The sequence below is a fragment of the Micromonospora sp. NPDC007220 genome (genome assembly GCF_040634035.1).
GTDB classification, from domain to species: domain Bacteria; phylum Actinomycetota; class Actinomycetes; order Mycobacteriales; family Micromonosporaceae; genus Micromonospora; species Micromonospora reichwaldensis.
Genome location: NZ_JBEYEU010000001.1, coordinates 250,536 through 271,819 on the forward strand (window position 1 = coordinate 250,536; position 21,284 = coordinate 271,819).

Annotated in this window: 18 protein-coding genes; 17 read left to right on the top strand and 1 reads right to left on the bottom strand. The window is 71.4% G+C overall.

Annotated elements, in window-relative coordinates:
• The first annotated feature begins 16 nt into the window (after nt 1-16).
• The 16 genes from ABZ573_RS01245 to ABZ573_RS01320 all read left to right on the top strand — a co-directional run bounded on the left by ABZ573_RS01245 (nt 17) and on the right by ABZ573_RS01320 (nt 19,115).
• Nucleotides 17-1,294 (top strand): geranylgeranyl reductase family protein, encoded by a 1,278-nt coding sequence (locus ABZ573_RS01245; protein ID WP_132232124.1) that lies wholly within the window; start codon nt 17-19, stop codon nt 1,292-1,294.
• A gap of 192 nt (nt 1,295-1,486) precedes the next feature.
• Nucleotides 1,487-1,852, top strand: coding sequence for an NADH-quinone oxidoreductase subunit A (locus tag ABZ573_RS01250; protein WP_111134310.1), 366 nt, complete (start codon nt 1,487-1,489; stop codon nt 1,850-1,852).
• Nucleotides 1,853-1,866: 14 nt separating this feature from the next.
• Nucleotides 1,867-2,544 carry an NADH-quinone oxidoreductase subunit B gene (locus tag ABZ573_RS01255; RefSeq protein WP_132232122.1) on the top strand — a complete coding sequence of 226 codons (678 nt, stop codon included), beginning with the start codon at nt 1,867-1,869 and terminating at the stop codon, nt 2,542-2,544.
• Entirely contained in the window at nt 2,541-3,278 is a 738-nt protein-coding gene (locus ABZ573_RS01260; RefSeq protein WP_358114518.1) for an NADH-quinone oxidoreductase subunit C, read from the top strand. Before ABZ573_RS01255 ends, ABZ573_RS01260 begins: the two co-directional genes overlap by 4 nt.
• Nucleotides 3,279-3,330: 52 nt before the next feature.
• Nucleotides 3,331-4,656: an NADH-quinone oxidoreductase subunit D gene (locus tag ABZ573_RS01265; RefSeq protein ID WP_151454890.1), complete on the top strand. Its 1,326-nt coding sequence runs from the start codon at nt 3,331-3,333 to the stop codon at nt 4,654-4,656.
• Entirely contained in the window at nt 4,653-5,810 is a 1,158-nt protein-coding gene (gene nuoE / locus ABZ573_RS01270; protein ID WP_358114522.1) for an NADH-quinone oxidoreductase subunit NuoE, read from the top strand. The genes ABZ573_RS01265 and nuoE overlap by 4 nt, the downstream gene beginning before the upstream one ends.
• Nucleotides 5,807-7,123 (top strand): NADH-quinone oxidoreductase subunit NuoF, encoded by a 1,317-nt coding sequence (nuoF, locus tag ABZ573_RS01275; protein ID WP_132232114.1) that lies wholly within the window; start codon nt 5,807-5,809, stop codon nt 7,121-7,123. The genes nuoE and nuoF overlap by 4 nt, the downstream gene beginning before the upstream one ends.
• The gene (locus ABZ573_RS01280; protein ID WP_151454891.1) at nt 7,123-9,639 is read left to right on the top strand and encodes an NADH-quinone oxidoreductase subunit G; all 2,517 of its coding nucleotides are present in this window, start codon (nt 7,123-7,125) and stop codon (nt 9,637-9,639) included. The genes nuoF and ABZ573_RS01280 overlap by 1 nt, the downstream gene beginning before the upstream one ends.
• Nucleotides 9,636-10,991 carry an NADH-quinone oxidoreductase subunit NuoH gene (gene nuoH / locus ABZ573_RS01285; RefSeq protein WP_132232110.1) on the top strand — a complete coding sequence of 452 codons (1,356 nt, stop codon included), beginning with the start codon at nt 9,636-9,638 and terminating at the stop codon, nt 10,989-10,991. The genes ABZ573_RS01280 and nuoH overlap by 4 nt, the downstream gene beginning before the upstream one ends.
• 1 nt (nt 10,992) lies before the next feature.
• On the top strand, nt 10,993-11,634 hold the full coding sequence (nuoI, locus tag ABZ573_RS01290) for an NADH-quinone oxidoreductase subunit NuoI (RefSeq protein WP_089002426.1): 642 nt from the start codon (nt 10,993-10,995) through the stop codon (nt 11,632-11,634).
• Entirely contained in the window at nt 11,631-12,401 is a 771-nt protein-coding gene (locus ABZ573_RS01295) for an NADH-quinone oxidoreductase subunit J (protein ID WP_327030274.1), read from the top strand. Before nuoI ends, ABZ573_RS01295 begins: the two co-directional genes overlap by 4 nt.
• The gene (gene nuoK / locus ABZ573_RS01300) at nt 12,398-12,697 is read left to right on the top strand and encodes an NADH-quinone oxidoreductase subunit NuoK (protein ID WP_132232104.1); all 300 of its coding nucleotides are present in this window, start codon (nt 12,398-12,400) and stop codon (nt 12,695-12,697) included. The genes ABZ573_RS01295 and nuoK overlap by 4 nt, the downstream gene beginning before the upstream one ends.
• An 11-nt stretch (nt 12,698-12,708) precedes the next feature.
• Nucleotides 12,709-14,667, top strand: coding sequence for an NADH-quinone oxidoreductase subunit L (nuoL, locus tag ABZ573_RS01305; RefSeq protein WP_192581415.1), 1,959 nt, complete (start codon nt 12,709-12,711; stop codon nt 14,665-14,667).
• A 64-nt stretch (nt 14,668-14,731) separates the two neighbouring features.
• On the top strand, nt 14,732-16,267 hold the full coding sequence (locus ABZ573_RS01310) for an NADH-quinone oxidoreductase subunit M (protein ID WP_132232102.1): 1,536 nt from the start codon (nt 14,732-14,734) through the stop codon (nt 16,265-16,267).
• A 118-nt stretch (nt 16,268-16,385) separates the two neighbouring features.
• Nucleotides 16,386-17,939 carry an NADH-quinone oxidoreductase subunit NuoN gene (gene nuoN, locus ABZ573_RS01315; protein ID WP_151454893.1) on the top strand — a complete coding sequence of 518 codons (1,554 nt, stop codon included), beginning with the start codon at nt 16,386-16,388 and terminating at the stop codon, nt 17,937-17,939.
• 90 nt (nt 17,940-18,029) lie between these two features.
• Nucleotides 18,030-19,115 (top strand): polyprenyl synthetase family protein, encoded by a 1,086-nt coding sequence (locus ABZ573_RS01320; protein WP_132232098.1) that lies wholly within the window; start codon nt 18,030-18,032, stop codon nt 19,113-19,115.
• 11 nt (nt 19,116-19,126) lie between these two features.
• Here ABZ573_RS01320 and ABZ573_RS01325 read toward each other — a convergent pair whose 3' ends face one another.
• The gene (locus tag ABZ573_RS01325) at nt 19,127-20,308 is read right to left on the bottom strand and encodes an MFS transporter (protein ID WP_358114531.1); all 1,182 of its coding nucleotides are present in this window, start codon (nt 20,306-20,308) and stop codon (nt 19,127-19,129) included.
• A 154-nt stretch (nt 20,309-20,462) separates the two neighbouring features.
• Here ABZ573_RS01325 and ABZ573_RS01330 point away from each other — a divergent pair, with 154 nt between their 5' ends.
• Nucleotides 20,463-21,245 carry a helix-turn-helix domain-containing protein gene (locus ABZ573_RS01330; RefSeq protein WP_151454895.1) on the top strand — a complete coding sequence of 261 codons (783 nt, stop codon included), beginning with the start codon at nt 20,463-20,465 and terminating at the stop codon, nt 21,243-21,245.
• The last annotated feature ends 39 nt before the right edge of the window (nt 21,246-21,284 follow it).

A 21,284-nucleotide genomic window follows, 5' to 3' on the forward strand; every position in this document is an offset into this window, starting at 1 on the left:
CGGGAGGAGGCGCGGGATGGCCGCGGTGGAGCATGACGCCGACGTGATCGTCGTGGGCGCCGGTCCCGGTGGGTCGGCTACCGCATACCACCTGGCTCGGCACGGCGTACGGGTGCTGCTGCTGGAGAAGACCGAGTTCCCCCGGGAGAAGGTCTGCGGCGACGGGCTGACCCCGCGCGCGGTGCGGCAGCTCATCCGGATGGGCGTGGACACCTCGCCCGAGGCGGGCTGGCTGCACAACCGGGGCCTGCGGGTCATCGGCGGCGGCGTCCGGCTGGAGCTGGACTGGCCCGACCTGGCGAGCTTCCCCAACTACGGCCTGGTGCGCACCCGGCTCGACTTCGACGACCTGCTCGCCCGGCGCGCCGTCGAGGCCGGCGCCGAGCTGCGTACCGGCGTGAACGTCACCGGCCCGGTGCTGGGCCCGGACGGCCGGGTCACCGGCGTCGAGGCGGAGGTCGGCCCGGGCAAGGAGCCCGCCACCTTCCACGCGCCGCTGGTCGTCGCGGCCGACGGGGTCTCCGGCCGCTTCCCGCTCGCCCTCGGGCTGGCCAAGCGCGAGGACCGGCCGATCGGCGTCGCCGTCCGGCGCTACTACCGCTCGCCCGCCAAGCACGACGACAACTACCTGGAGTCCTGGCTCGAGCTGCGCAGCAAGGACAGCGGCGACAACCTGCTGCCCGGGTACGGCTGGATCTTCGGGCTAGGCGACGGCCGGGTCAACGTCGGCCTCGGGGTGCTCAACTCCTCGTCCGCGTTCGGCAAGACCAACTACCGCCGGCTGCTCACCGACTGGCTGGCCAACACGCCCGCCGACTGGGGCATGACCGACGAGGCGAACGCGGAGGGGCCGATCCTCGGCGCCGCGCTCCCCATGGGCTTCAACCGGGTGCCGCACTACACCCGGGGCGTGATGCTGGTCGGCGACTCCGGCGGCATGGTCAACCCGTTCAACGGCGAGGGCATCGCGTACGCGATGGAGTCCGGCGAGCTGGCCGCGGAGGTCGCCGTGCAGGCGCTCGCGCGCCCGGCCGGCGCGGACCGGGAGCGTGCGCTGACGGCGTACTCGACGGAGCTGAAGCTCCGCTTCGGCGGCTACTACCGGCTCGGCGGCATCTTCGTGAAGCTCATCGGCCGCCCCGAGATCATGCGGATGGCCACGAAGCACGGGATGCCGCACCCGATGCTGATGCGCTTCGTGCTCAAGCTGCTGGCCAACCTGACCGACCCCCGCGACGGGGACGCGATGGACCGCGTCATCAACACGATGACGAGAGTGGCGCCCGCCGTGTAGCCCGAGGAACGAGCCTGCGAGCGCCCGCGGTCGCGACGAAGGCAGCCCCGTGTGACGGCCCCGTCCACGGTCTGCGATGACCGCAGGTGCGGACAGGGGAGATCGACCCCCGCCGACGACCGTCGCGAGGGACGTGAATAGTGTGATTTTTGACAAGGACCAGGGGCAGGGAAGGACGAGCAGGAGAAAACGATGTCGCTCTCGCCTTATGCACCGATCATCGGGCTGTTCGCCCTCGCCGCGGGGTTCGCGCTGTTCTCCGTGGCCGCTGCCCGCTTCGCCGGTCCCCGGCGCTACAACAAGGCCAAGCTCGAGGCGTACGAGTGCGGCATCGAGCCCAGCCCGCAGCCGGTCGGCGGCGGCCGGTTCCCGATCAAGTTCTACCTGACGGCGATGCTCTTCATCGTCTTCGACATCGAGATCATCTTCCTCTACCCCTGGGCGGTCTCGTTCGACGCCCTGCCGATCTTCGGCTTCGTGGAGATGGTCCTGTTCATCGTCGCTGTCTTCGTCGCCTACGCCTACGTCTGGCGGCGTGGCGGCCTGGACTGGGACTGAGGGAGGAACCTCAGATGGGTATCGAGGAGAAGCTTCCCGCCGGTGTCCTGCTCACCTCGGTGGAGAAGCTGGTCAACTGGTCGCGGAAGACGTCGGTCTGGGGGGCCACCTTCGGTCTGGCCTGCTGCGCGATCGAGATGATGGCCGCCGGTGGTCCGCACTACGACATGGGCCGCTGGGGCATGGAGGTCTTCCGGGCCTCGCCCCGGCAGGCCGACCTGATGATCGTGGCCGGCCGGGTGAGCCAGAAGATGGCCCCCGTGCTGCGCCAGATCTACGACCAGATGGCGGAGCCCCGCTGGGTCATCTCGATGGGCGTCTGCGCCAGCAGCGGCGGCATGTTCAACAACTACGCCATCGTGCAGGGCGTCGACCACATCGTCCCGGTCGACATGTACCTGCCCGGTTGCCCGCCCCGGCCCGAGATGCTCATCGACGCGGTCCTCAAGCTGCGCGAGAAGATCGGGCACGAGCCGCTCGGCCCGAACGGTCGCAAGATGCTCGAGGCGCGCAAGGCCCGCGGTGACGTCCCGGTCGTCCCCTACGGCTCGATGCCGTCGTCGTACCGCAGCGACAAGGCCCGGCGGGCCGAGTGGACCAAGGCGGTCCGTGAGGGTCGCGAGGAGCAGCTGCGGATCGAGAACTGGATGAAGGCCCAGAACCACCTGCAGCACGGGGGTGTCCAGAAGTGACCGCGCCTCAGGACAGGCAAGACGACGGCGGCGTGCCGGTGCCGGTCACGCCGGCCGGTACCAGCAGCACCGCACCCGCCGAGTACCCCCCGGCCAGCCCGGCCGGCCGGGGCATGTTCGGCAACCAGGGCTCTGGCGACGTGTCCGGCTTCGGCGGCCTCGTCCGCCAGCGCCGGACCATCGAGGACGCCCCCCGGCCGTACGGGGGCTACTTCGACGAGGTCCGCGACGCGCTGGAGGAGGCGTACCCGGACTTCGCCGACGCCGTCGAGAAGGTCGTGGTCGACCGGGGCGAGCTGACCCTGCACATCCGCCCCGAGCGGATCGCCGAGGTCTGCCAGGTGATGCGCGACGACATGGCGCTCCGCTTCGAGCTCTGCTCCTCGGTCTCCGGGGTGGACTACCTCGGCGCCGACGCCCGCCGCCTGCACGTCGTCTACCAGCTCACCTCGATGACCTACCGCCGCACCGTGCGGCTGGAGGCCGCGGTCTCCGCCGAGGACCCGCACCTGCCGAGCGTCACGTCGATCTACCCGACGGCGGACTGGCAGGAGCGCGAGGCGTACGACATGTTCGGCATCGTCTTCGACGGTCACCCCAACCTGACCCGGATCCTCATGCCGGACGACTGGGAGGGGCACCCGCAGCGCAAGGACTACCCGCTCGGCGGCGTACCCGTCGAGTACAAGGGCGCTGAGATCCCGCCGCCGGACCGGAGGAGGTCCTACCAGTGAGCGCGAGGAGTGAGCTTGCGAGCCCCGCAGTCGTGAACGGAGGGCCGGCACTGTGACCACGTCGAACTACGCCACCGAGCGCGACACCACCGAGGGGAAGGTCTTCACCGTCACCGGTGGGGACTGGGACAGCGTCGTCTCGGGGACCGACCCGATCAACGACGAGCGGATCGTCGTCAACATGGGTCCGCAGCACCCGTCGACGCACGGCGTGCTCCGGCTGGTCCTGGAGCTGGAGGGCGAGACGGTCCGCGAGGCCCGCTCGGTCGTCGGCTACCTGCACACCGGCATCGAGAAGAACCTCGAATACCGCAACTGGGTCCAGGGCAGCACCTTCGTGACCCGGATGGACTACCTCGCCCCGATCTTCAACGAGACGGGGTACGCGCTGGCGGTGGAGAAGCTGCTCGGGATCTCCGACCAGATCACCGAGCGGGCGAACACCATCCGGGTCCTGATGATGGAGCTGAACCGGATCTCCTCGCACCTGGTCTGGGTGGCCACCACGGCCATGGAGCTGGGCGCGATCAACATGATGCTCTACGGCTTCCGCGAGCGTGAGTACATCCTGGAGATCTTCGAGATCATCACCGGCCTGCGGATGAACCACGCGTACGTCCGGCCGGGCGGTGTGGCCCAGGACGTGCCGGACGAGGCGATCGTCAAGATCCGCGAGTTCCTGAAGCTGCTGCCGAAGCGGCTCAAGGAGTACGAGAACCTCCTCTCCGGGCAGCCCATCTGGCTCGAGCGGACCAAGAACGTCGCGGTGCTCGACGTGACGGGCTGCCTCGCGCTCGGCGTGACCGGCCCGGTGCTGCGTTCGGCCGGCCTCGCCTGGGACCTGCGCAAGACCATGCCGTACTGCGGCTACGAGACGTACGAGTTCGACGTGCCGACGCACACCGACGGCGACGTGTGGGGCCGCTACCTGGTCCGGCTCGCCGAGATCCGGGAGTCGCTCAAGCTCGTCGAGCAGGCGTTGGACCGGCTCAAGCCGGGCCCGGTGATGGTGGCCGACAAGAAGATCGCCTGGCCGGCGCAGCTCGCCATCGGCGTCGACGGCATGGGCAACTCGCTGGAGCACGTCGCGAAGATCATGGGTCAGTCGATGGAGTCGCTGATCCACCACTTCAAGCTCGTCACCGAGGGCTTCCGGGTGCCGCCGGGCCAGGTCTACGTCGGCATCGAGTCGCCCCGCGGCGAGCTGGGCGTGCACGCCGTCTCCGACGGTGGCACCCGGCCCTACCGGGTGCACTACCGGGAGCCGAGCTTCGTCAACCTCCAGGCGCTCCCGGCGATGGCCGAGGGCGGCCTGATCGCCGACGTGATCGCCGGTGGGGCATCGCTGGACCCCGTGATGGGTGGTTGTGACCGATGAGTGTGTTCACTGACGAGACCCGCGAACGGGCACGGGAGATCATCGCCCGCTATCCGGCCGACCGGTCCCGGTCGGCGCTGCTGCCGCTGCTGCACCTGGTGCAGTCCGAGGAGGGCTACGTCTCCCCGGCCGGCGTGGCGTTCTGCGCCGAGGTGCTGGGCCTCAACAAGGCCCAGGTCGGGGCGGTCGCCACCTTCTACACCATGTACAAGCGTCGGCCGACCGGCGACTACCTGGTGAGCGTCTGCACCAACACGATGTGCAACGTGCTCGGCGGCCAGGAGGTCTACGACACCCTCACGGAGCACCTCGGCGTGGGGCACGACGAGACCACCGCCGACGGGAAGATCACCCTGGAGCACGCCGAGTGCCTGGCGGCGTGCGACTACGGCCCGGTGATGACCGTCAACTACGACTTCTTCGACGGGGTGGACCCGCAGACCGCACGTGGCGTCGTCGACGAGCTGCGCGCCGGTGGCCGGCCGATGCCGACCCGGGGCGCCCGGCTCTGCACCCTCAAGGAGATGGCGGTGCAGCTCGCCGGCTTCGCCGACGAGCGGGAGGGCGCGGTCGCCGACGGCGGGCCGGGAGAGCCCACCCTGCGGGGGCTGCGGCTGGCGCAGGAGCACGGCATCTCGGTGCCGGGCTTCGACCCGAACACCCCGATCCGCAGCAAGGCCGAGGCCGACAAGGCCGCCGCCGAGGCGAAGGCCAGGAGCGAGGCCGCGAAGCCGGCTCCCGAGCCGGCCAAGGCCGCGCCGGCCCCGAGCGGCAACGGCACCCGGCCCGCCACGGGCAACGCGGGCACCGGCGAGCCCGCCCCCGCCGCCGAGGCGGCCGGCAGCACCACCCGTGACGTCAAGGCGCCGGACGCCAAGTCGCCCGAGGTGCGTACCGCCGAGACCCGCCAGCCCGACGCGGCGACCGCCGTGCCGGACGCCCCGGGCACCAAGGTTCCGGTGGACGGCGCCCCGCCGGCTCCCCGCGACGCGCAGGAGGCGGAGGCCGCCGGGGCGGCGGCCAACGCGCCGGCCGGCGACGGCAAGCCCGCCGGCGACGCGGCCGGTGCGCAGCAGCGCAACCTCAAGGAAGCCGAGGCGGGCGCCGGTGGCGCGGGCTCCGCCGTCGCGAGCGAGACGGGGGTCCAGAAGTGACCACTCCCCGGCCGGAGACCCTGGCCAAGCTGACGCCGGTACTCACCAAGCGCTGGCTGTCGCCGGACGCCTGGCGGATCGGCACCTACGAGAAGCTCGACGGCTACGCGGCCCTGCGCAAGGCGCTCAAGGCGCACCCGGACGACCTGATCCAGCTGATCAAGGACTCCGGCCTGCGCGGTCGCGGCGGCGCCGGCTTCCCGACCGGTCTCAAGTGGGGGTTCATCCCGCAGGGCGACGGCAAGCCGCACTACCTCGTCGTCAACGCCGACGAGGGGGAGCCGGGCACCTGCAAGGACCTCCCGCTGATGACGCACGACCCGCACGCCCTCGTCGAGGGCGTGATCATCGCGTCGTACGCGATCCGGGCCAGCCGCGCCTACATCTACATCCGGGGCGAGGCGGTGCACGCCGCGCGCCGGCTGCGCAACGCCGTGCGGGAGGCCACCGCCAAGGGCTACCTGGGCCGGAACATCCTCGGCTCCGGGTACGACCTGGAGCTGGTGGTGCACTCGGGCGCCGGGGCGTACATCTGCGGCGAGGAGACCGCGCTGCTGGACTCGCTGGAGGGCTTCCGGGGCCAGCCCCGGCTGCGCCCGCCGTTCCCGGCCACCCACGGCCTGTACGCGAGCCCGACGGTGGTCAACAACGTCGGCACCATCGCCAGCGTCCCCTACATCGTGCTGGGCGGCGCCGACTGGTGGAAGACCATGGGCACGGAGAAGTCGTCCGGCCCGATGATCTACTCGCTCTCCGGCCGGATCGCCAACCCCGGCCAGTTCGAGTGCGGCATGGGCGTCACCCTGCGGGAGCTGATCGAGCTGGCCGGCGGCATGCAGCCCGGTCACAACCTGAGGTTCTGGACGCCGGGTGGCTCGTCGACGCCGCTGCTCACCGCCGAGCACCTGGACGTGCCGCTGGACTTCGAGGGGGTGGCGGCGGCCGGCTCGATCCTCGGCACCACGGCCACCCAGATCTTCTCCGACCAGGACTGCCCGGTCTACGCGACGTACCGGTGGCTGGAGTTCTACCACCACGAGTCGTGCGGCAAGTGCACCCCGTGCCGCGAGGGCAACTACTGGATGGTCCGGGTCTACCGGCGGATCCTCGCCGGTCAGGGCACCCACGAGGACCTGGACACCCTGCTGGACACCTGCGACAACATCCTCGGCCGCTCGTTCTGCGGCCTGGGTGACGGCGCGACCAGCTCGGTGACCTCGTCGCTGAAGTACTTCAAGCAGGACTACCTCGACTACATCGAGGGACGTACCGCGCCGAAGCTGTCGGACAAGCAGCTGGTGGGAGCCCACTAATGACCGACGTAGCGAAGCAGACCGAGACCGTCACGCTCACCATCGACGGCGTCGAGGTCACCGCCCCGAAGGGGGCGCTGCTGATCCGGGTCGCCGAGCAGTTGGGCACCGAGATCCCCCGGTTCTGCGACCACCCGCTGCTGGCCCCGGCCGGCGCGTGCCGGCAGTGCCTGGTCGAGGTGGAGGGGCAGCGCAAGCCCGTCGCCTCCTGCACCCAGACCGTCGCCGACGGCATGGTGGTACGCACCCAGCTCACCTCTCCGGTCGCCAAGAAGGCGCAGGAGGGGGTCATGGAGCTGCTGCTGCTGAACCACCCGCTCGACTGCCCGATGTGCGACAAGGGCGGCGAGTGCCCGCTGCAGAACCAGGCGATGTCCACCGGACGCTCCGACTCGCGGTTCCACGAGCACAAGCGGGAGTACCCGAAGCCGCTGCCGATCAGCACGCAGGTGCTGCTCGACCGCGAGCGCTGCGTGCTCTGCCAGCGTTGCACCCGGTTCTCCGAGGAGATCGCCGGCGACAAGTTCATCGACCTGATGGGCCGGTCGTCCGCCGAGGAGATCAACATCTACCGGGACGAGGACTACGGCGTGGAGACGGGCGCGGGCTGCCCCGGCGCCGACGCCGGGGCCGACTCCGGCGACGTTCCCTTCAACTCGTACTTCTCCGGGAACACGGTGCAGATCTGCCCGGTCGGCGCGCTGACCGGCACCCAGTACCGGTTCCGGGCCCGGCCGTTCGACCTGGTCTCCTCCCCGAGCGTCTGCGAGCACTGCTCGGCCGGGTGCGCCCAGCGCACCGACTGGCGGCGGGGCAAGGTGCTGCGCCGGCTGGCCGGCGACGACCCGGCGGTGAACGAGGAGTGGAACTGCGACAAGGGGCGGTGGGGCTTCCAGTACACCCGCGCCTTCGACCGGCTCACCACCCCGCTGGTCCGCGACCCGCAGACCGGCGAGCTGCGTGAGGCGGCGTGGAGCGAGGCGCTGGCCGTCGCCGCCGAGGGGCTGCGCGCGGCGCGGGACGGCGGGCGGGGCACGGCGGTGCTCACCGGCGGTCGGCTGACCGTCGAGGACGCCTACGCGTACGCGAAGTTCGCCCGGGTCGCGCTGAACACCAACGACGTCGACTTCCGGGCCCGGCCGGTCTCCCGCGAGGAGACGGACTTCCTGGCCAGCTCGGTCGCCGGGGTCACCGACGTCACGTACGCCGACGTCGAGAAGGCGCCGGCCGTGGTGCTGGTCGGGCTGGAGCCGGAGGAGGAGTGCCCGATCCTCTTCCTGCGGCTGCGCAAGGCGTACCTGAAGAAGAAGCTGACGGTCTACGCGATCGCGCCGTTCGCCACCCGCGGCCTGGAGAAGCTCGGGGCCAAGCTGGCCCGGGTGGTGCCGGGCGAGGAGGCGACCGTGCTCGCCGAGCACGCGACGGTCGCCGAGGCGCTCAGCGCCGAGGGCGCGATCCTGATCGTCGGCGAGCGGCTGGCCAGCGTGCCGGGCGGCCTCTCCGCGGCGGCCGACGTGGCCCGGCGTACCGGCGCGAAGCTGGCCTGGGTGCCGCGGCGCGCGGGTGACCGCGGCGCGGTCGACGCGGGCTGCCTGCCCAACCTGCTTCCCGGCGGCCGCCTGGTCAACGAGCCGGCCGCCCGGGCCGAGCTGGGTGAGGCGTGGGACATCCCCGCCGGGGTGATCCCGAGCCAGGCCGGCCGGGACACCGACGCGATCCTCGCCGCCGCCGCCGGCGGTCAGCTCGGCGCGCTGGTGGTGGCCGGGGTCGACCCGGCCGACCTGGCCGACCCGCGGCTGGCCGAGAAGGCCCTGGACGAGGTGCCGTTCCTGGTCAGCCTGGAGCTGCGGATGAGCGCGGTGGCCCGGCGGGCCGACGTGGTCTTCCCCGTCGCCCCGGTGGTCGAGAAGGCCGGCAGCTTCCTGGACTGGGAGGGCCGGCTGCGCACCTTCGAGGCGGTGCTGCGCACCGCCGCGATGACCGACGGCCGCGTGCTGGACGCGCTCGCCGCGCAGCTCGACGTGCAGCTCGGCACCGGTGACGTGCTCAGCGTCCGCCGCGAGCTGGGCGCGCTGCCGCGGACCCGGACCGACCGTCCCGCCACCCCGTCGGTGGAGCCGGCCGCGGTGCGGGAGCCCGGCGCCGGTGAGGCGGTGCTCGCCACCTGGCACCAGCTGATCGACCTGGGCAGCCTCACCGACGGCGACGAGCACCTCGCCGGCACCGCCCGCCCGCCGGTGGTCCGGCTGGGCAAGGGCACCGCGGAGGCGCTCGGCGTCGCCGACGGCGACCCGGTGACGGTGGGCACCGACCGGGGGGCGCTGACCCTGCCGGCGGCGATCACCGAGATGCCGGACGGCGTCGTCTGGCTGCCGACCAACTCGCCCGGTTCGACCGTGCGACGCAGCCTCGGCGCGACGTCCGGAGCGCTCGTGCGGATCTCCGCCGCCGCGGTCGCCGCCGACGCGGCGGACCGCCCGGGCCCGCTCCTCAACGCAGGGGGTGTACAGCAGTGAACGCGGTCTACCTGGCCCAGGATCCGACGCTGGCCGACTTCGGCCGGGATCCCTGGTGGCTGGTCCTCGGCAAGATCGTCTTCGCGTTCGTCGTCGCCGTGCTGGCCACGCTGCTCGGCGTCTGGTTCGAGCGCCGGGTCGTGGGCCGCATGGCCGTGCGACCCGGCCCCAACCAGGCCGGCCCGTTCGGTCTGCTGCAGACCCTCGCCGACGGCCTGAAGCTCGCCTTCAAGGAGGACCTCCTCCCGCGGACCGCCGACAAGGTCGTCTTCTTCTTCGCCCCGGTGATCTCGGTGGTCTGCGCGATCACCGCGCTGTCGGTGATCCCGTTCGGGCCGATGGTCAGCATCTTCGGGCACCGGACGCCGCTACAGGTCACCGACGTGCCGGTGGCGGTGCTGGTGGTGCTGGCACTCTCCTCGCTGGCCGTCTACGGCATCGTGCTCGGCGGCTGGGCCAGCGGCTCCACGTACCCGCTGCTCGGCGGCCTGCGCTCCGCCGCCCAGCTGGTCTCGTACGAGGTCACGATGGGCCTGAGCGTCGTCGCGGTCTTCATGACCGCCGGCACCATGTCGACCAGCGGGATCGTCGCCGCCCAGGGCGACGGCACCCGGCTGAGCATCGGGGGCTTCGAGATCCCGGCCCCCGGCTGGTACGCGCTCCTGCTGCTCCCCAGCTTCATCATGTTCTTCATCGCCATCGTCGGTGAGACGAACCGGGCGCCGTTCGACCTGCCCGAGGCGGAGTCGGAGCTGGTGGCGGGCTTCCAGACGGAGTACAGCTCCCTGAAGTTCGCGCTCTTCATGCTCAGCGAGTACGTCGCGATGGTGACCATGTCGGCCTTCACCGTGACGCTCTTCCTCGGCGGCTGGCACGCGCCGTGGCCGATCACCAGCATCTGGGCGGGCGCCAACTCCGGCTGGTGGCCGATGCTGTGGTTCTTCGGCAAGGTCGTCATGCTGGTGTTCGTCTTCGTCTGGCTGCGGGGCACCCTGCCCCGGCTGCGCTACGACCAGTTCATGCGCTTCGGCTGGAAGGTCCTGCTCCCGATCAACCTGGTCTGGATCCTGGTCCTGGCCGGCCTGCGCTCGATCGAGGACTGGGACTCGCGCAGCAAGCTGATCGCCGTCGGCATCCCCGCCGGCATCCTGCTGCTCGCCACGCTGCTCTGGCCGAGCCGGAAGCAGCAGCCGAAGCCGACGGTCCAGGAGCAGGTCAACGACCGGCCGCACGGCAGCTTCCCGCTGCCCCCGATGGACCTGCAGGTACCACCGAGCCCGCGCACGAGGCGCGTGGTCGCCGAGCGGGAACCGGCCAACATCGCCGCCGGCCCGGACTCCAGGGAGGTGTGACGTGGGCGCGATCACCGGAACGTTCAAGGGATTCGGTGTCACCTTCTCGCACATGTTCAAGAAGGTCATCACCACCGACTACCCGTTCAAGCCGCCGGTGTCGGCGCCGCGCTACCACGGGCGGCACATCCTCAACCGGCACCCGGACGGGCTGGAGAAGTGCATCGGCTGCGAGCTGTGCGCCTGGGCCTGCCCGGCGGACGCGATCTACGTCGAGGGCGGCGACAACACCGACGAGCAGCGCTTCTCGCCGGGTGAGCGGTACGCCAGCATCTACCAGATCAACTACGCCCGCTGCATCTTCTGCGGGCTCTGCATCGAGGCCTGCCCGACCCGCTCGCTCACCATGAGCAACGAGTACGAGCTGGCCCGGGACAACCGGCAGGATCTGATCTTCACGAAGGAGCAGCTGCTCGCGCCGCTGCTGCCGGGCATGGAGCAGCCGCCGCACCCGATGCGACTCGGCGACAGCGAGAAGGACTACTACGTCGGCGCGCTGACCAACCCGGGCACCTCGGCCGGCGCGGAGCACTCGGCCAACAACCCGGGCCGGTACCAGGTGGAGGAGCACCCCGGTGTGACCTTCCCGGGCGCCGAGCAGCACGCCCAGCGGGCGGCAGCCGCCAAGGGAGACGGAGCATGACCACGCAGACGGTGCTCGCCGCGGCGGGCGAGGTCTCCAGCGGGGAGCAGGTGACCTTCTACATCCTGGCTCCGCTGGCGCTGATCGGCGCGATCGGGATGGTCGCGGCGCGCAACGCCGTGCACTCGGCCCTCTGGCTGGTGCTGACGATGCTCTGCCTGGGCGTGTTCTACGTCCTGCAGGCCGGGCCGTTCATCGGCATGGTGCAGATCATCGTCTACACCGGCGCGATCATGATGCTCTTCCTGTTCGTGCTGATGCTGGTGGGCCGCGACGCCTCGGACTCGTTGATCGAGACGCTGCGCGGCCAACGGGTCGCGGCGGTGGTGCTCGGGCTCGGCTTCGCCGGCCTGGCCGGCGGCGGGCTGTGGCGCGCGCTGGAGGGCACCACGGCGGTCGGCCTGGAGCAGGCCAACGCCGAGGGCAACGTGCAGGGCATCGCCCGGCTGCTCTTCACCAAGTACGTCTTCGCGTTCGAGCTCACCTCGGCGCTGCTCATCACGGCCGCCATCGGCGCGATGGTCCTGGCCCACATCGAGCGGCGCAAGGAGGACAGGCTGGACCAGCCGAAGACGATGCGGGCGCGCTTCGCCCCGGGCAACTACCCGGGCCCGAAGCCCGGCCCGGGCGTCTACGCGACCTCCTCCTCCGTGGCCACCCCGGCCCGTCTGCCGGACGGCCGGCTGACCGAGCGGAGCACCCCGGAGATCCTGCCGGTGCGCGAGCTGGACGCCCGGGAGACGACCCTGAAGGGGACGGAAAAGTGACGCCGGACTACTACCTGGTGCTGGCCGCGGTGCTCTTCACCATCGGCGCGGTCGGTGTGCTCATCCGGCGCAACGCGATCGTGCTCTTCATGTGCATCGAGCTGATGCTCAACGCGGCCAACCTGACGCTGGTCACCTTCAGCCGGATCAACGGTGACCTCAACGGCCAGATCATGGCGTTCTTCGTGATGGTGGTGGCGGCGGCCGAGGTCGTGGTCGGGCTCGCGATCATCATGGCGATCTTCCGGACCCGACGCTCCGCGAGTGTCGACGACGCCAACCTGCTGAAGTACTGAGGGGTCCTGCGGTGGGAACGATTCTGACGAACGCCCCGGCTGAGCCGGTGGGCACCGTCGCCTACGCGACGGCGGACGGGCTGCTGGGCAGCGTCTGGCTGCTGGTGGCGATTCCGCTGCTCAGCGCGGCGGTCCTGCTGCTGCTCGGCCGGCGGGCGGACCGCTGGGGGCACTGGCTCGGGGTGGCCGCCATCGGCGCCGCGTTCGTGCTGGGCCTGACCTACTTCCTCCAGTTGCGTGGCCTGGAGAACAAGTCGGTCGAGCTGAGCCTGTGGGACTTCATCACGGTCGGCGACCTGCGGGTGGACTTCGGTCTGCTCTTCGACCCGCTGGCCGCCGTCTTCGTGCTGCTGATCACCGGCGTGGGCTTCCTGATCCACCTCTACGCGGTCGAGTACATGTCGCACGACGCGGGGCGTAGGCGGTTCTTCGCCTACTTCAACCTGTTCGTCGCCGCCATGCTGCTGCTGGTGCTCGGCAACAACTACGTGATGCTCTACTTCGGCTGGGAGGGCGTCGGTCTGGCGTCGTACCTGCTGATCTCCTTCTGGTACGAGCGGCCCAGCGCCGCCACCGCCGGCAAGAAGGCGTTCCTGATGAACCGGGTCGGCGACGCCGGCCTGGCGATCGGCATCTTCATCATGTTCGCCAGCCTCGGCACCACCCAGTACGACGAGGTCTTCAACGGGGTCGGCTCGCTGACCGCGACCACGGTGCTGGTGCTCGGCCTGCTGCTGCTGCTCGGCGCGACCGGCAAGTCCGGCCAGTTCCCGCTCCAGGCGTGGCTGCCGGACGCGATGGAGGGCCCGACCCCCGTGTCGGCGCTCATCCACGCCGCGACCATGGTCACCGCCGGCGTCTACCTGATCGCCCGGTCGAACCCGATCTTCTCGGCCAACTCCACCCTCCAGCTGGTGGTGGTGAGCGTCGGCGCACTGACGCTGCTGATCGGCTGCATCATCGGCGCGGCCAAGGACGACATCAAGCGCGTGCTGGCCTGGTCGACCGTGAGCCAGATCGGCTACATGTTCCTCGGCGTCGGCCTCGGCGGTGGCGCCTACGCGCTGGCGATCGTGCACCTGCTGGCGCACGGCTTCTTCAAGGCCAACATGTTCCTCGGCGCCGGCTCGGTCATGCACGGCATGAACGACCAGGTCGACATCCGCCGGTTCGGTGGGCTGTCGAAGTACATGAAGGTCACCTGGATCACCTTCATGACGGGCTGGCTCGCGATCATCGGCATCCCGCCGCTGTCCGGCTTCTTCTCCAAGGAGCCGATCATCGTGGCGGCGTTCGAGCGGGAGGACTGGACCGCCTGGCTCTTCGGCGGCGCGGCCCTGCTCGGTGCCGGGCTCACCGCGTTCTACATGACCCGGCTCTTCGTGCTCACCTTCCACGGGCCGAAGCGCTGGACCGAGGACATCGGGCAGCCGCACGAGTCGCCGAAGCTGATGACCATCCCGCTGATCCTGCTGGCGGTCGGCTCGGTGGGGGCGGGCTGGCTGCTCTCCACCTCGGTGCCGGACTGGCTCACCGCCACGGCCGGACTCGGTGCGGCAGAGGGGGAGCACCACCCGGTGCTCTCGCACACCGTGATCACGATCCTGTCGATCCTGGTCACCGTGCTCGGTGCCGGGCTGGCCTGGTTCCTGTTCCGGAGCGGCACGGCCACCGCGCCGCAGCCGGCCGGGGTACTGGTCACCGCCGCCCGCCGCAACCTCTACACGGACGCGGTCAACGAGGCGATCTTCGAGAAGCCGGGCATCTTCCTCACCCGGGCACTGGTCTACCTCGACAACCGGGGCGTCGACGGGCTGGTCAACGGCCTCGCGGCGGGGATCGGTGGCGGCTCGGGTCGACTCCGGCGGCTCCAGACGGGCTTCGTCCGGTCGTACGCCACCTCGATCCTGACCGGCGCGCTGCTGGTCCTGGCGGCGTTCCTGGCCGTCGAGGCGGGGTGGCTGGCGTGATCGACCTCTTCCAGGCGGCCGTCTCCGGCGGACCGCGCAGTGACGACGGAGGTAAGGCCGCATAATGTCCGACTTCCCGTTCCTCTCGGTGCTCACCGTGGCACCGCTGGTCGGCGCCCTGGTGGTGGCCTTCCTGCCGCGCAGCCGGCCGGAGTTGGCCAAGCAGGTGGCGCTCGGCTGGTCGCTGCTGGTGCTGGTGCTGTCGGTGGTCATGTGGGTGACCTTCGAGGTTGGTGGCGACCGCTTCCAGTTCCGTGAGTCCTACACCTGGATTCCGAACTGGGGCGTCAGCTTCACCTTCGCCGCCGACGGCATCGCGCTGGTGATGCTGATGCTGATCGCGGTGCTCGTACCGCTGGTGATCCTGGCGTCCTGGCACGACGCCGAGTCGTCCAAGCGGTCGGTGCCGGTCTACTTCGCCCTGCTGCTCGTCCTCGAGTGCACGATGATCGGCGTCTTCGCCGCCGCCGACGTGTTCCTGTTCTACGTGTTCTTCGAGGTCATGCTGGTGCCGATGTACTTCCTCATCGGCAGCTACGGCGGCCACCAGCGGCAGTACGCGGCCGTTAAGTTCTTCCTCTACTCGCTGGTCGGCGGTCTGTTCATGCTCGCCGCGGTGATCGGCCTCTGGGTCGTCGGCGGGAAGACCTTCGACTGGCAGGCGCTGTCCCAGGTGGACATCTCCACCGGCACGGAGCGTTGGCTGTTCCTCGGTTTCTTCCTGGCGTTCGCGATCAAGGCGCCGTTCTTCCCGTTCCACACCTGGCTGCCGGACGCCGGTGGCGCGGCCCCGGCGGGTGCGGCGGCGCTGCTCGTCGGCGTGCTCGACAAGGTCGGCACGTTCGGCATCCTGCGCTACTGCCTGCCGCTGTTCCCGGACGCGGCCAAGTGGTTCGCCCCGTGGGCGCTGGCGCTGGGCGTGATCGGCATCATCTACGCCGCGCTGCTGGCGGTCGGCCAGAACGACCTGAAGCGGCTGGTGTCGTACACCTCGATCGCGCACTTCGGCTTCATCGGGGTGGGCATCTTCGCCTTCACCACGCAGGCCGGCACCGGCGCGGTGCTCTACATGGTCAACCACGGGCTCGCCACCGGCCTGCTCTTCCTGGTGGTGGGCATGCTCATCGCCCGGCGGGGCTCGGCGCTGATCAGCGACTTCGGCGGCGCAGGCAAGCTGGTGCCGATCCTGGCCGGAGTGCTCTTCTTCGCCGGTCTGGCCTCGCTCGCGCTGCCCGGCACCGCGCCGTTCGTCTCCGAGTTCCTGGTGCTGATCGGCACGTTCACGGTGAACAAGCCGGTCGCGGTGATCGCGACGCTCGGCATCATCCTGGCCGCCGCGTACGTGCTGTGGATGGTGCAGCGCACCACCCAGGGCACGCTCAACCCGGCGCTCACCCAGATCGACGGCATGAAGCGTGACCTGAACCTGCGCGAGAAGTTCGTGGTCGCGCCGCTGATCGCGCTGATCGTGCTGCTCGGCTTCTACCCGAAGCCGGTCACCGATGTGATCAACCCGGCCGTGCAGGCGACCATGCAGGACGTCGGCCGGACCGACCCCGCCCCGACGTCGGGCGGAACCGTCCAGGAGGCGGCAAAGTGAGCGCGAGGAGCGAGCTTGCGAGCCCCGCAGTCGCGAACGAAAGGTTTGCAGCGGTGAGCGCGAGGAGTGAACGAGCGGAGCGAGTGAGCCCCGCAGTCGCGAACGAAAGGTTTGCGCAGTGACCGAGCTCAAGTTGCCGTCGATCGACTACGCGGCGCTCGCTCCGACCCTGATCATGCTGGGCGCCGCTCTGCTGGGTGTGCTGGTCGAGGCGTTCGTGCCCCGCCGGCTCCGGCACGTGGTCCAGCTGTCGATGGCCCTGCTGGCGGTGCTCGCCGCGCTGACCATGGTGGTGCTGGCGGCCGACGAGCGGAAGATCACGATCGGCGGGGCGATCGCGGTGGACGGGCCGACGCTCTTCCTCCAGGGCGCGATCCTGGTCCTCGCCGCGATGGCGCTGCTGCTCATCGGCGAGCGTTCGGTGGAGCGGGGCGGGGCGTTCGTCGCCCAGGCCGCCGTCACCGCCGAGTCGGCCGACGACCGGCGGCAGGCCGAGGGCAAGAACGGACTCACCGAGGTCTACCCGCTGACGACGTTCGCGATCGGCGGCATGCTGATCTTCGTGGCGGCGAACGACCTGCTGACCATGTTCATCGCGCTCGAGGTCTTCTCGCTGCCGCTCTACCTGCTCTGCGCGCTGGCCCGCCGCCGGCGGCTGCTGAGCCAGGAGGCCGCGCTGAAGTACTTCATGCTCGGCGCGTACGCCTCGGCCTTCTTCCTGTTCGGCGTGGCCCTGATCTACGGCTTCACGGCGGGCATCCCGGGTCGGCAGGCGGGTGTCGACTTCGCCACCATCGACGCCGCGGTCGAGAACTCCCCGGCCAGCCCGGTGCTGCTCTTCGCCGGCATGGCGCTGCTCGCCATCGGGCTGCTCTTCAAGGCGGCGGCGGCCCCCTTCCACGTCTGGACCCCGGACGTCTACCAGGGCGCGCCGACCCCGGTCACCGGTCTCATGGCCGCCTGCACGAAGGTCGCCGCGTTCGGCGCCCTGCTGCGGGTGTTCCACGTCGCGTTCGACGGGGCCCGGTGGGACTTCACCCCCGTCCTCGGCGTCGTGGCGGTGCTGACCATGCTGGTCGGCGCGGTGCTGGCCGTCACGCAGACCGACATCAAGCGGCTGCTGGCGTACTCCTCCATCGCCAACGCCGGTTACCTGCTGGTCGGCGTGCTGGCGCCGGGCGCCGACGGGATCTCCGGGACGATGTTCTACCTGGTCGCGTACGGCTTCTCGGTGCTCGCCGCGTTCGCCGTGGTGACCCTGGTGCGCGACGCCGACGGGGAGGCCACCCACCTGTCCCGCTGGGCCGGGCTGGGACGGCGTTCGCCGTTCTACGCCGGGATCTTCACCTTCATCCTGCTGGCCTTCGCCGGAATCCCGCTGACCAGCGGCTTCACGAGCAAGTTCGCGGTCTTCGGCCCGGCGCTCGAGGGCGGGCAGGCGTGGCTGGTGATCGCCGGCGTGCTGACCAGCATGGTGCTGGCCTTCCCGTACCTGCGGGTCGTGGTGATGATGTGGCTCTCCGAGCCCGGCGAGTCGACGCCGACCGTCGCCGTGCCCGGCGGGCTGACCTCGGCCGCGCTGATGATCGGCGTGCTCGCCACGCTGGTGCTCGGTGTGGCGCCCGCGCCGCTGCTCGACCTGGCAACCGGCGCCGCCGAATTTGTCAGATGACCGACGCTCACGCCCGCGGGGGCCGGTACGCCACGGCGTGCCGGCCCCCGCGCCGTATCCCCCGTCCCTGGCAGGTCGGAGGGGTGTGGCATGGTTGATGGCGTGGTGAATCCGGCTGGCGAGCGTTCAGGTGCCTCCGGGTCCGGCGGCCGTCGGACCAGGGTGAGCACGAGTCAGTTCGGCGCGCTCGGCCTCTATCTCGCCGATCCCCGCGTCGAGGCGTCCGTGCTGGGCCTGTTGGAGGGCGTCGAGTCCGAGCTGCGGGCGAGCGTGGCCAGCGCCGACCCGTTCGTGACGGAGGCCGCCCGGCACCTCGTGGAGGCCGGCGGCAAGCGGTTCCGCCCGCTGCTGGTGGCGCTGGGCGCCCAGTTCGGCGATCCCACGGGGCCACAGGTCGTGCCGGCCGCCGTGGTGATGGAGCTCACCCACCTGGCGACGCTCTACCACGACGACGTGATGGACGAGGCCGCCGTGCGCCGGGGCGCGCCGAGCGCCAACTCCCGGTGGACCAACTCGGTCGCCATCCTCGTCGGCGACTATCTCTTCGCCCGCGCCGCCGACATCGCCGCCGACCTGGGCATCGAGGCCGTACGCCTCCAGGCGCGCACCTTCGCGCGGCTGGTGCACGGTCAGATCGCCGAGACCGTCGGTCCCCGCCCCGGCGACGACCCGGTGGCCCACTACCTCGACGTGATCGCGGGCAAGACCGGTTCGCTGATCGCCACGTCGGCCCGCTTCGGCGGCATGTTCGGCGGTGCCGCCCCGGAGCACACCGAGGCGCTGGCCGGCTACGGCGAGACCATCGGCGTGGCCTTCCAGCTCTCCGACGACCTGCTCGACATCGCCTCGGAGTCGGTGGAGTCGGGCAAGACGCCCGGCACCGACCTGCGCGAGGGCGTGCCGACCCTGCCGGTGCTCTACGCGCTCGGCTCGGACGACGCCGACGCCGCCTCGGTGCGGCTGCGGGAGATCCTGGCCACCGGGCCGCTGACCGACGACGACCTGCACGCCGAGGCGCTCGGTCTGCTGCGCGAGAGCCCGGCGCTCAAGCGGGCCCGGGAGACGGTCCGCAGCTACGCCGAGGACGCCCGGGAGCAGCTCTCGCCGCTCCCGCAGGGCCCGGCCCGCCGCGCCCTCGAATCCCTCTGCGACTACATCGCCGACCGCACCAGCTGACGCCCGGTCCGCTAGTGGCGGGCGAGCAGGCGACTGCCGGCGAGCATCAGGGCGGCGGCCAGCAGCATCGACCCGGCGGCCACGAGCCACATCACCGGGTAGCCGGCGTGTGCGGCCACGGCACCGAGGCCGAGTGGGCCGAGGCAGCCGCCCGCGTACACCCCGGTCTGGGTGACCGAGGTGGCGGCGGCCGGGGCCTGCGGGTGCAGCCGGACCACCGCGAAGGTCATCAGGCCCGGCCACGCCCAGCCCAGGCCGAAGCCGAGCAGCACGCCGGCCACCAGCGGCACCGGCCCGGCCGTCGCGAGCAGGCCGAGCCCGGCCGCGCCGACCACGAGCATGCCGGCGATGAGGGCGACGTGCCCGGTGGCGCGGCGGTCCGCGAGCCAGCCGACGACGACCCGGGCCGCCACGCAGACCGCGCTGCCCAGCGTCAGGGTCAGCCCGGCCAGCCCGGGTGACAGCCCCCGGTCGGCGGAGGAGTCGACGACGAAGGTGCCGAGCGCGTTCGCGGCGGCCGCGGCGAAGGTTCCGGCGGCCCCGACCACCACCAGGGCCGCGGTGGCGCGGCCGCCGCGGGTCGGGGTGGCCGCCCGGGCGGGGCGCGGCTCCCGCGCGGGTACGGCCGGCAGCGCCGCCAGGGCCGCGCCGGCGGCCGCGACGAACGCCCAGCGCCAGCCGGCTGTCAGCGCCACGGTCGGCACCGCCGCCCCGGCCAGCAGGGTGGCGACGGGGATGGCGGCCTGCTTCACCCCGAACGACAACCCCTGCCTGCGGGTCGGCACGTGCCGGGCGAGCGTGGCGTTGCTGGCGAGCTGACCGAGGGCGTTGGCGGTGCCGGCGAGCGCGAGCAGCCCGAGCAGGACCGGGTACGACCGGGCCAGCCCCGCCACGGCCAGCAGGCAGGCGGCGGAGAGCAGGATGCCGGCCCGGGCCACCACGGTCGGCCCGTGCCGCTCGGCGAGGACGCCGGAGGGCACCGAGGCCAGCGCCCCCACGCCGAAGTAGACCGACACGGCCAGGCCCAGCCCGGCCGGCGAGAAGCCGAGGTCCTCGCCCATCTGCACGGCGAGACCGCCGAGCAGGAAGACCGGCAGGACGCAGGCGATGGTGACGGCGACGGCCCCGGTCACGGCCCGCGCGGGCCGGGGCGGGGCGACGCCCGGGGCGGGCTGGAGCGCGATGTCGGTCATGGTCCGGCAAACCTACGCGAGCGGGGTTTTCGTCACAGAACGTGCCTGTCGAGCAACGCGACGTTCATGACGATCTGGCATCCTCCACCCGAACGGGCATTTCGATCCGGGCCTGTTTTTCATATGGTGTAAGTCCCCGGCGGCGGAGGTGGTTGTGCGCGACCCCTTGGCGGAACCTTCGGATCTCATCCGGAGCGTGTCCCGCGCGCTACGAGTGCTCGAGTCGGTCGGTCGCGCCCCGAAGGGGCTCACCGTCAAACAGATCGCCCGGCGCTGCGAGCTGACCGTGGCGACGACCTACCACCTGGTCCGCACCCTGGCCTACGAGGGCTACGTGATCCGTCGCGAGGACGGCACGTACATCGTGGGCCTGGAGGTGGCCGACCGCTACCGCGAGCTGGTGACGGCGTTCCGGGGGCCGCCCGCGGTCGGGGAGAGCCTGCGCCGGGCCGCCATGGACACCGGCTACAGCCACTACCTCGGCCGGTTCGTGGGCGGCCAGGTGGCGGTCACGGCCGTGGCCGAGGGCCCGCGCTCGCCGTACCTGGAGGACCTGGTGCCCGGGTTCGACGAGGGAGCGCACGCGACCGCCCTCGGCAAGGCGCTGCTCGCCACGATGACCGCCGAGCAGCGCTTCCGCTACCTGCGCGACTACGGCATGCGTCCCTTCACCACCGCCACCCTGACCACCTCCGAGGCGTTCGAGGTCGACCTGGCCGCCGGGGACCGGCGGGGCATGCAGCTGGAGCTGGGGCAGTTCCGGCAGGGCGTGGCCTGCGCCGCGGTGCTGGTCAGCCCCGACAAGGACATGGAGCGCCGGGTCGTGCTGGCCTGCGCGCTGCCGGCCGGCGAGATGATGACCTCCGCCCGCGTGGTCCGGGCGAAGCTGCTCACCGTCGCCCGGACGATCGCCGACGGCCTGGCCGCCGACAGCTGACCCGGCCCCGCCCCGGCTGGGCCGCGACGGCCGTGGCCC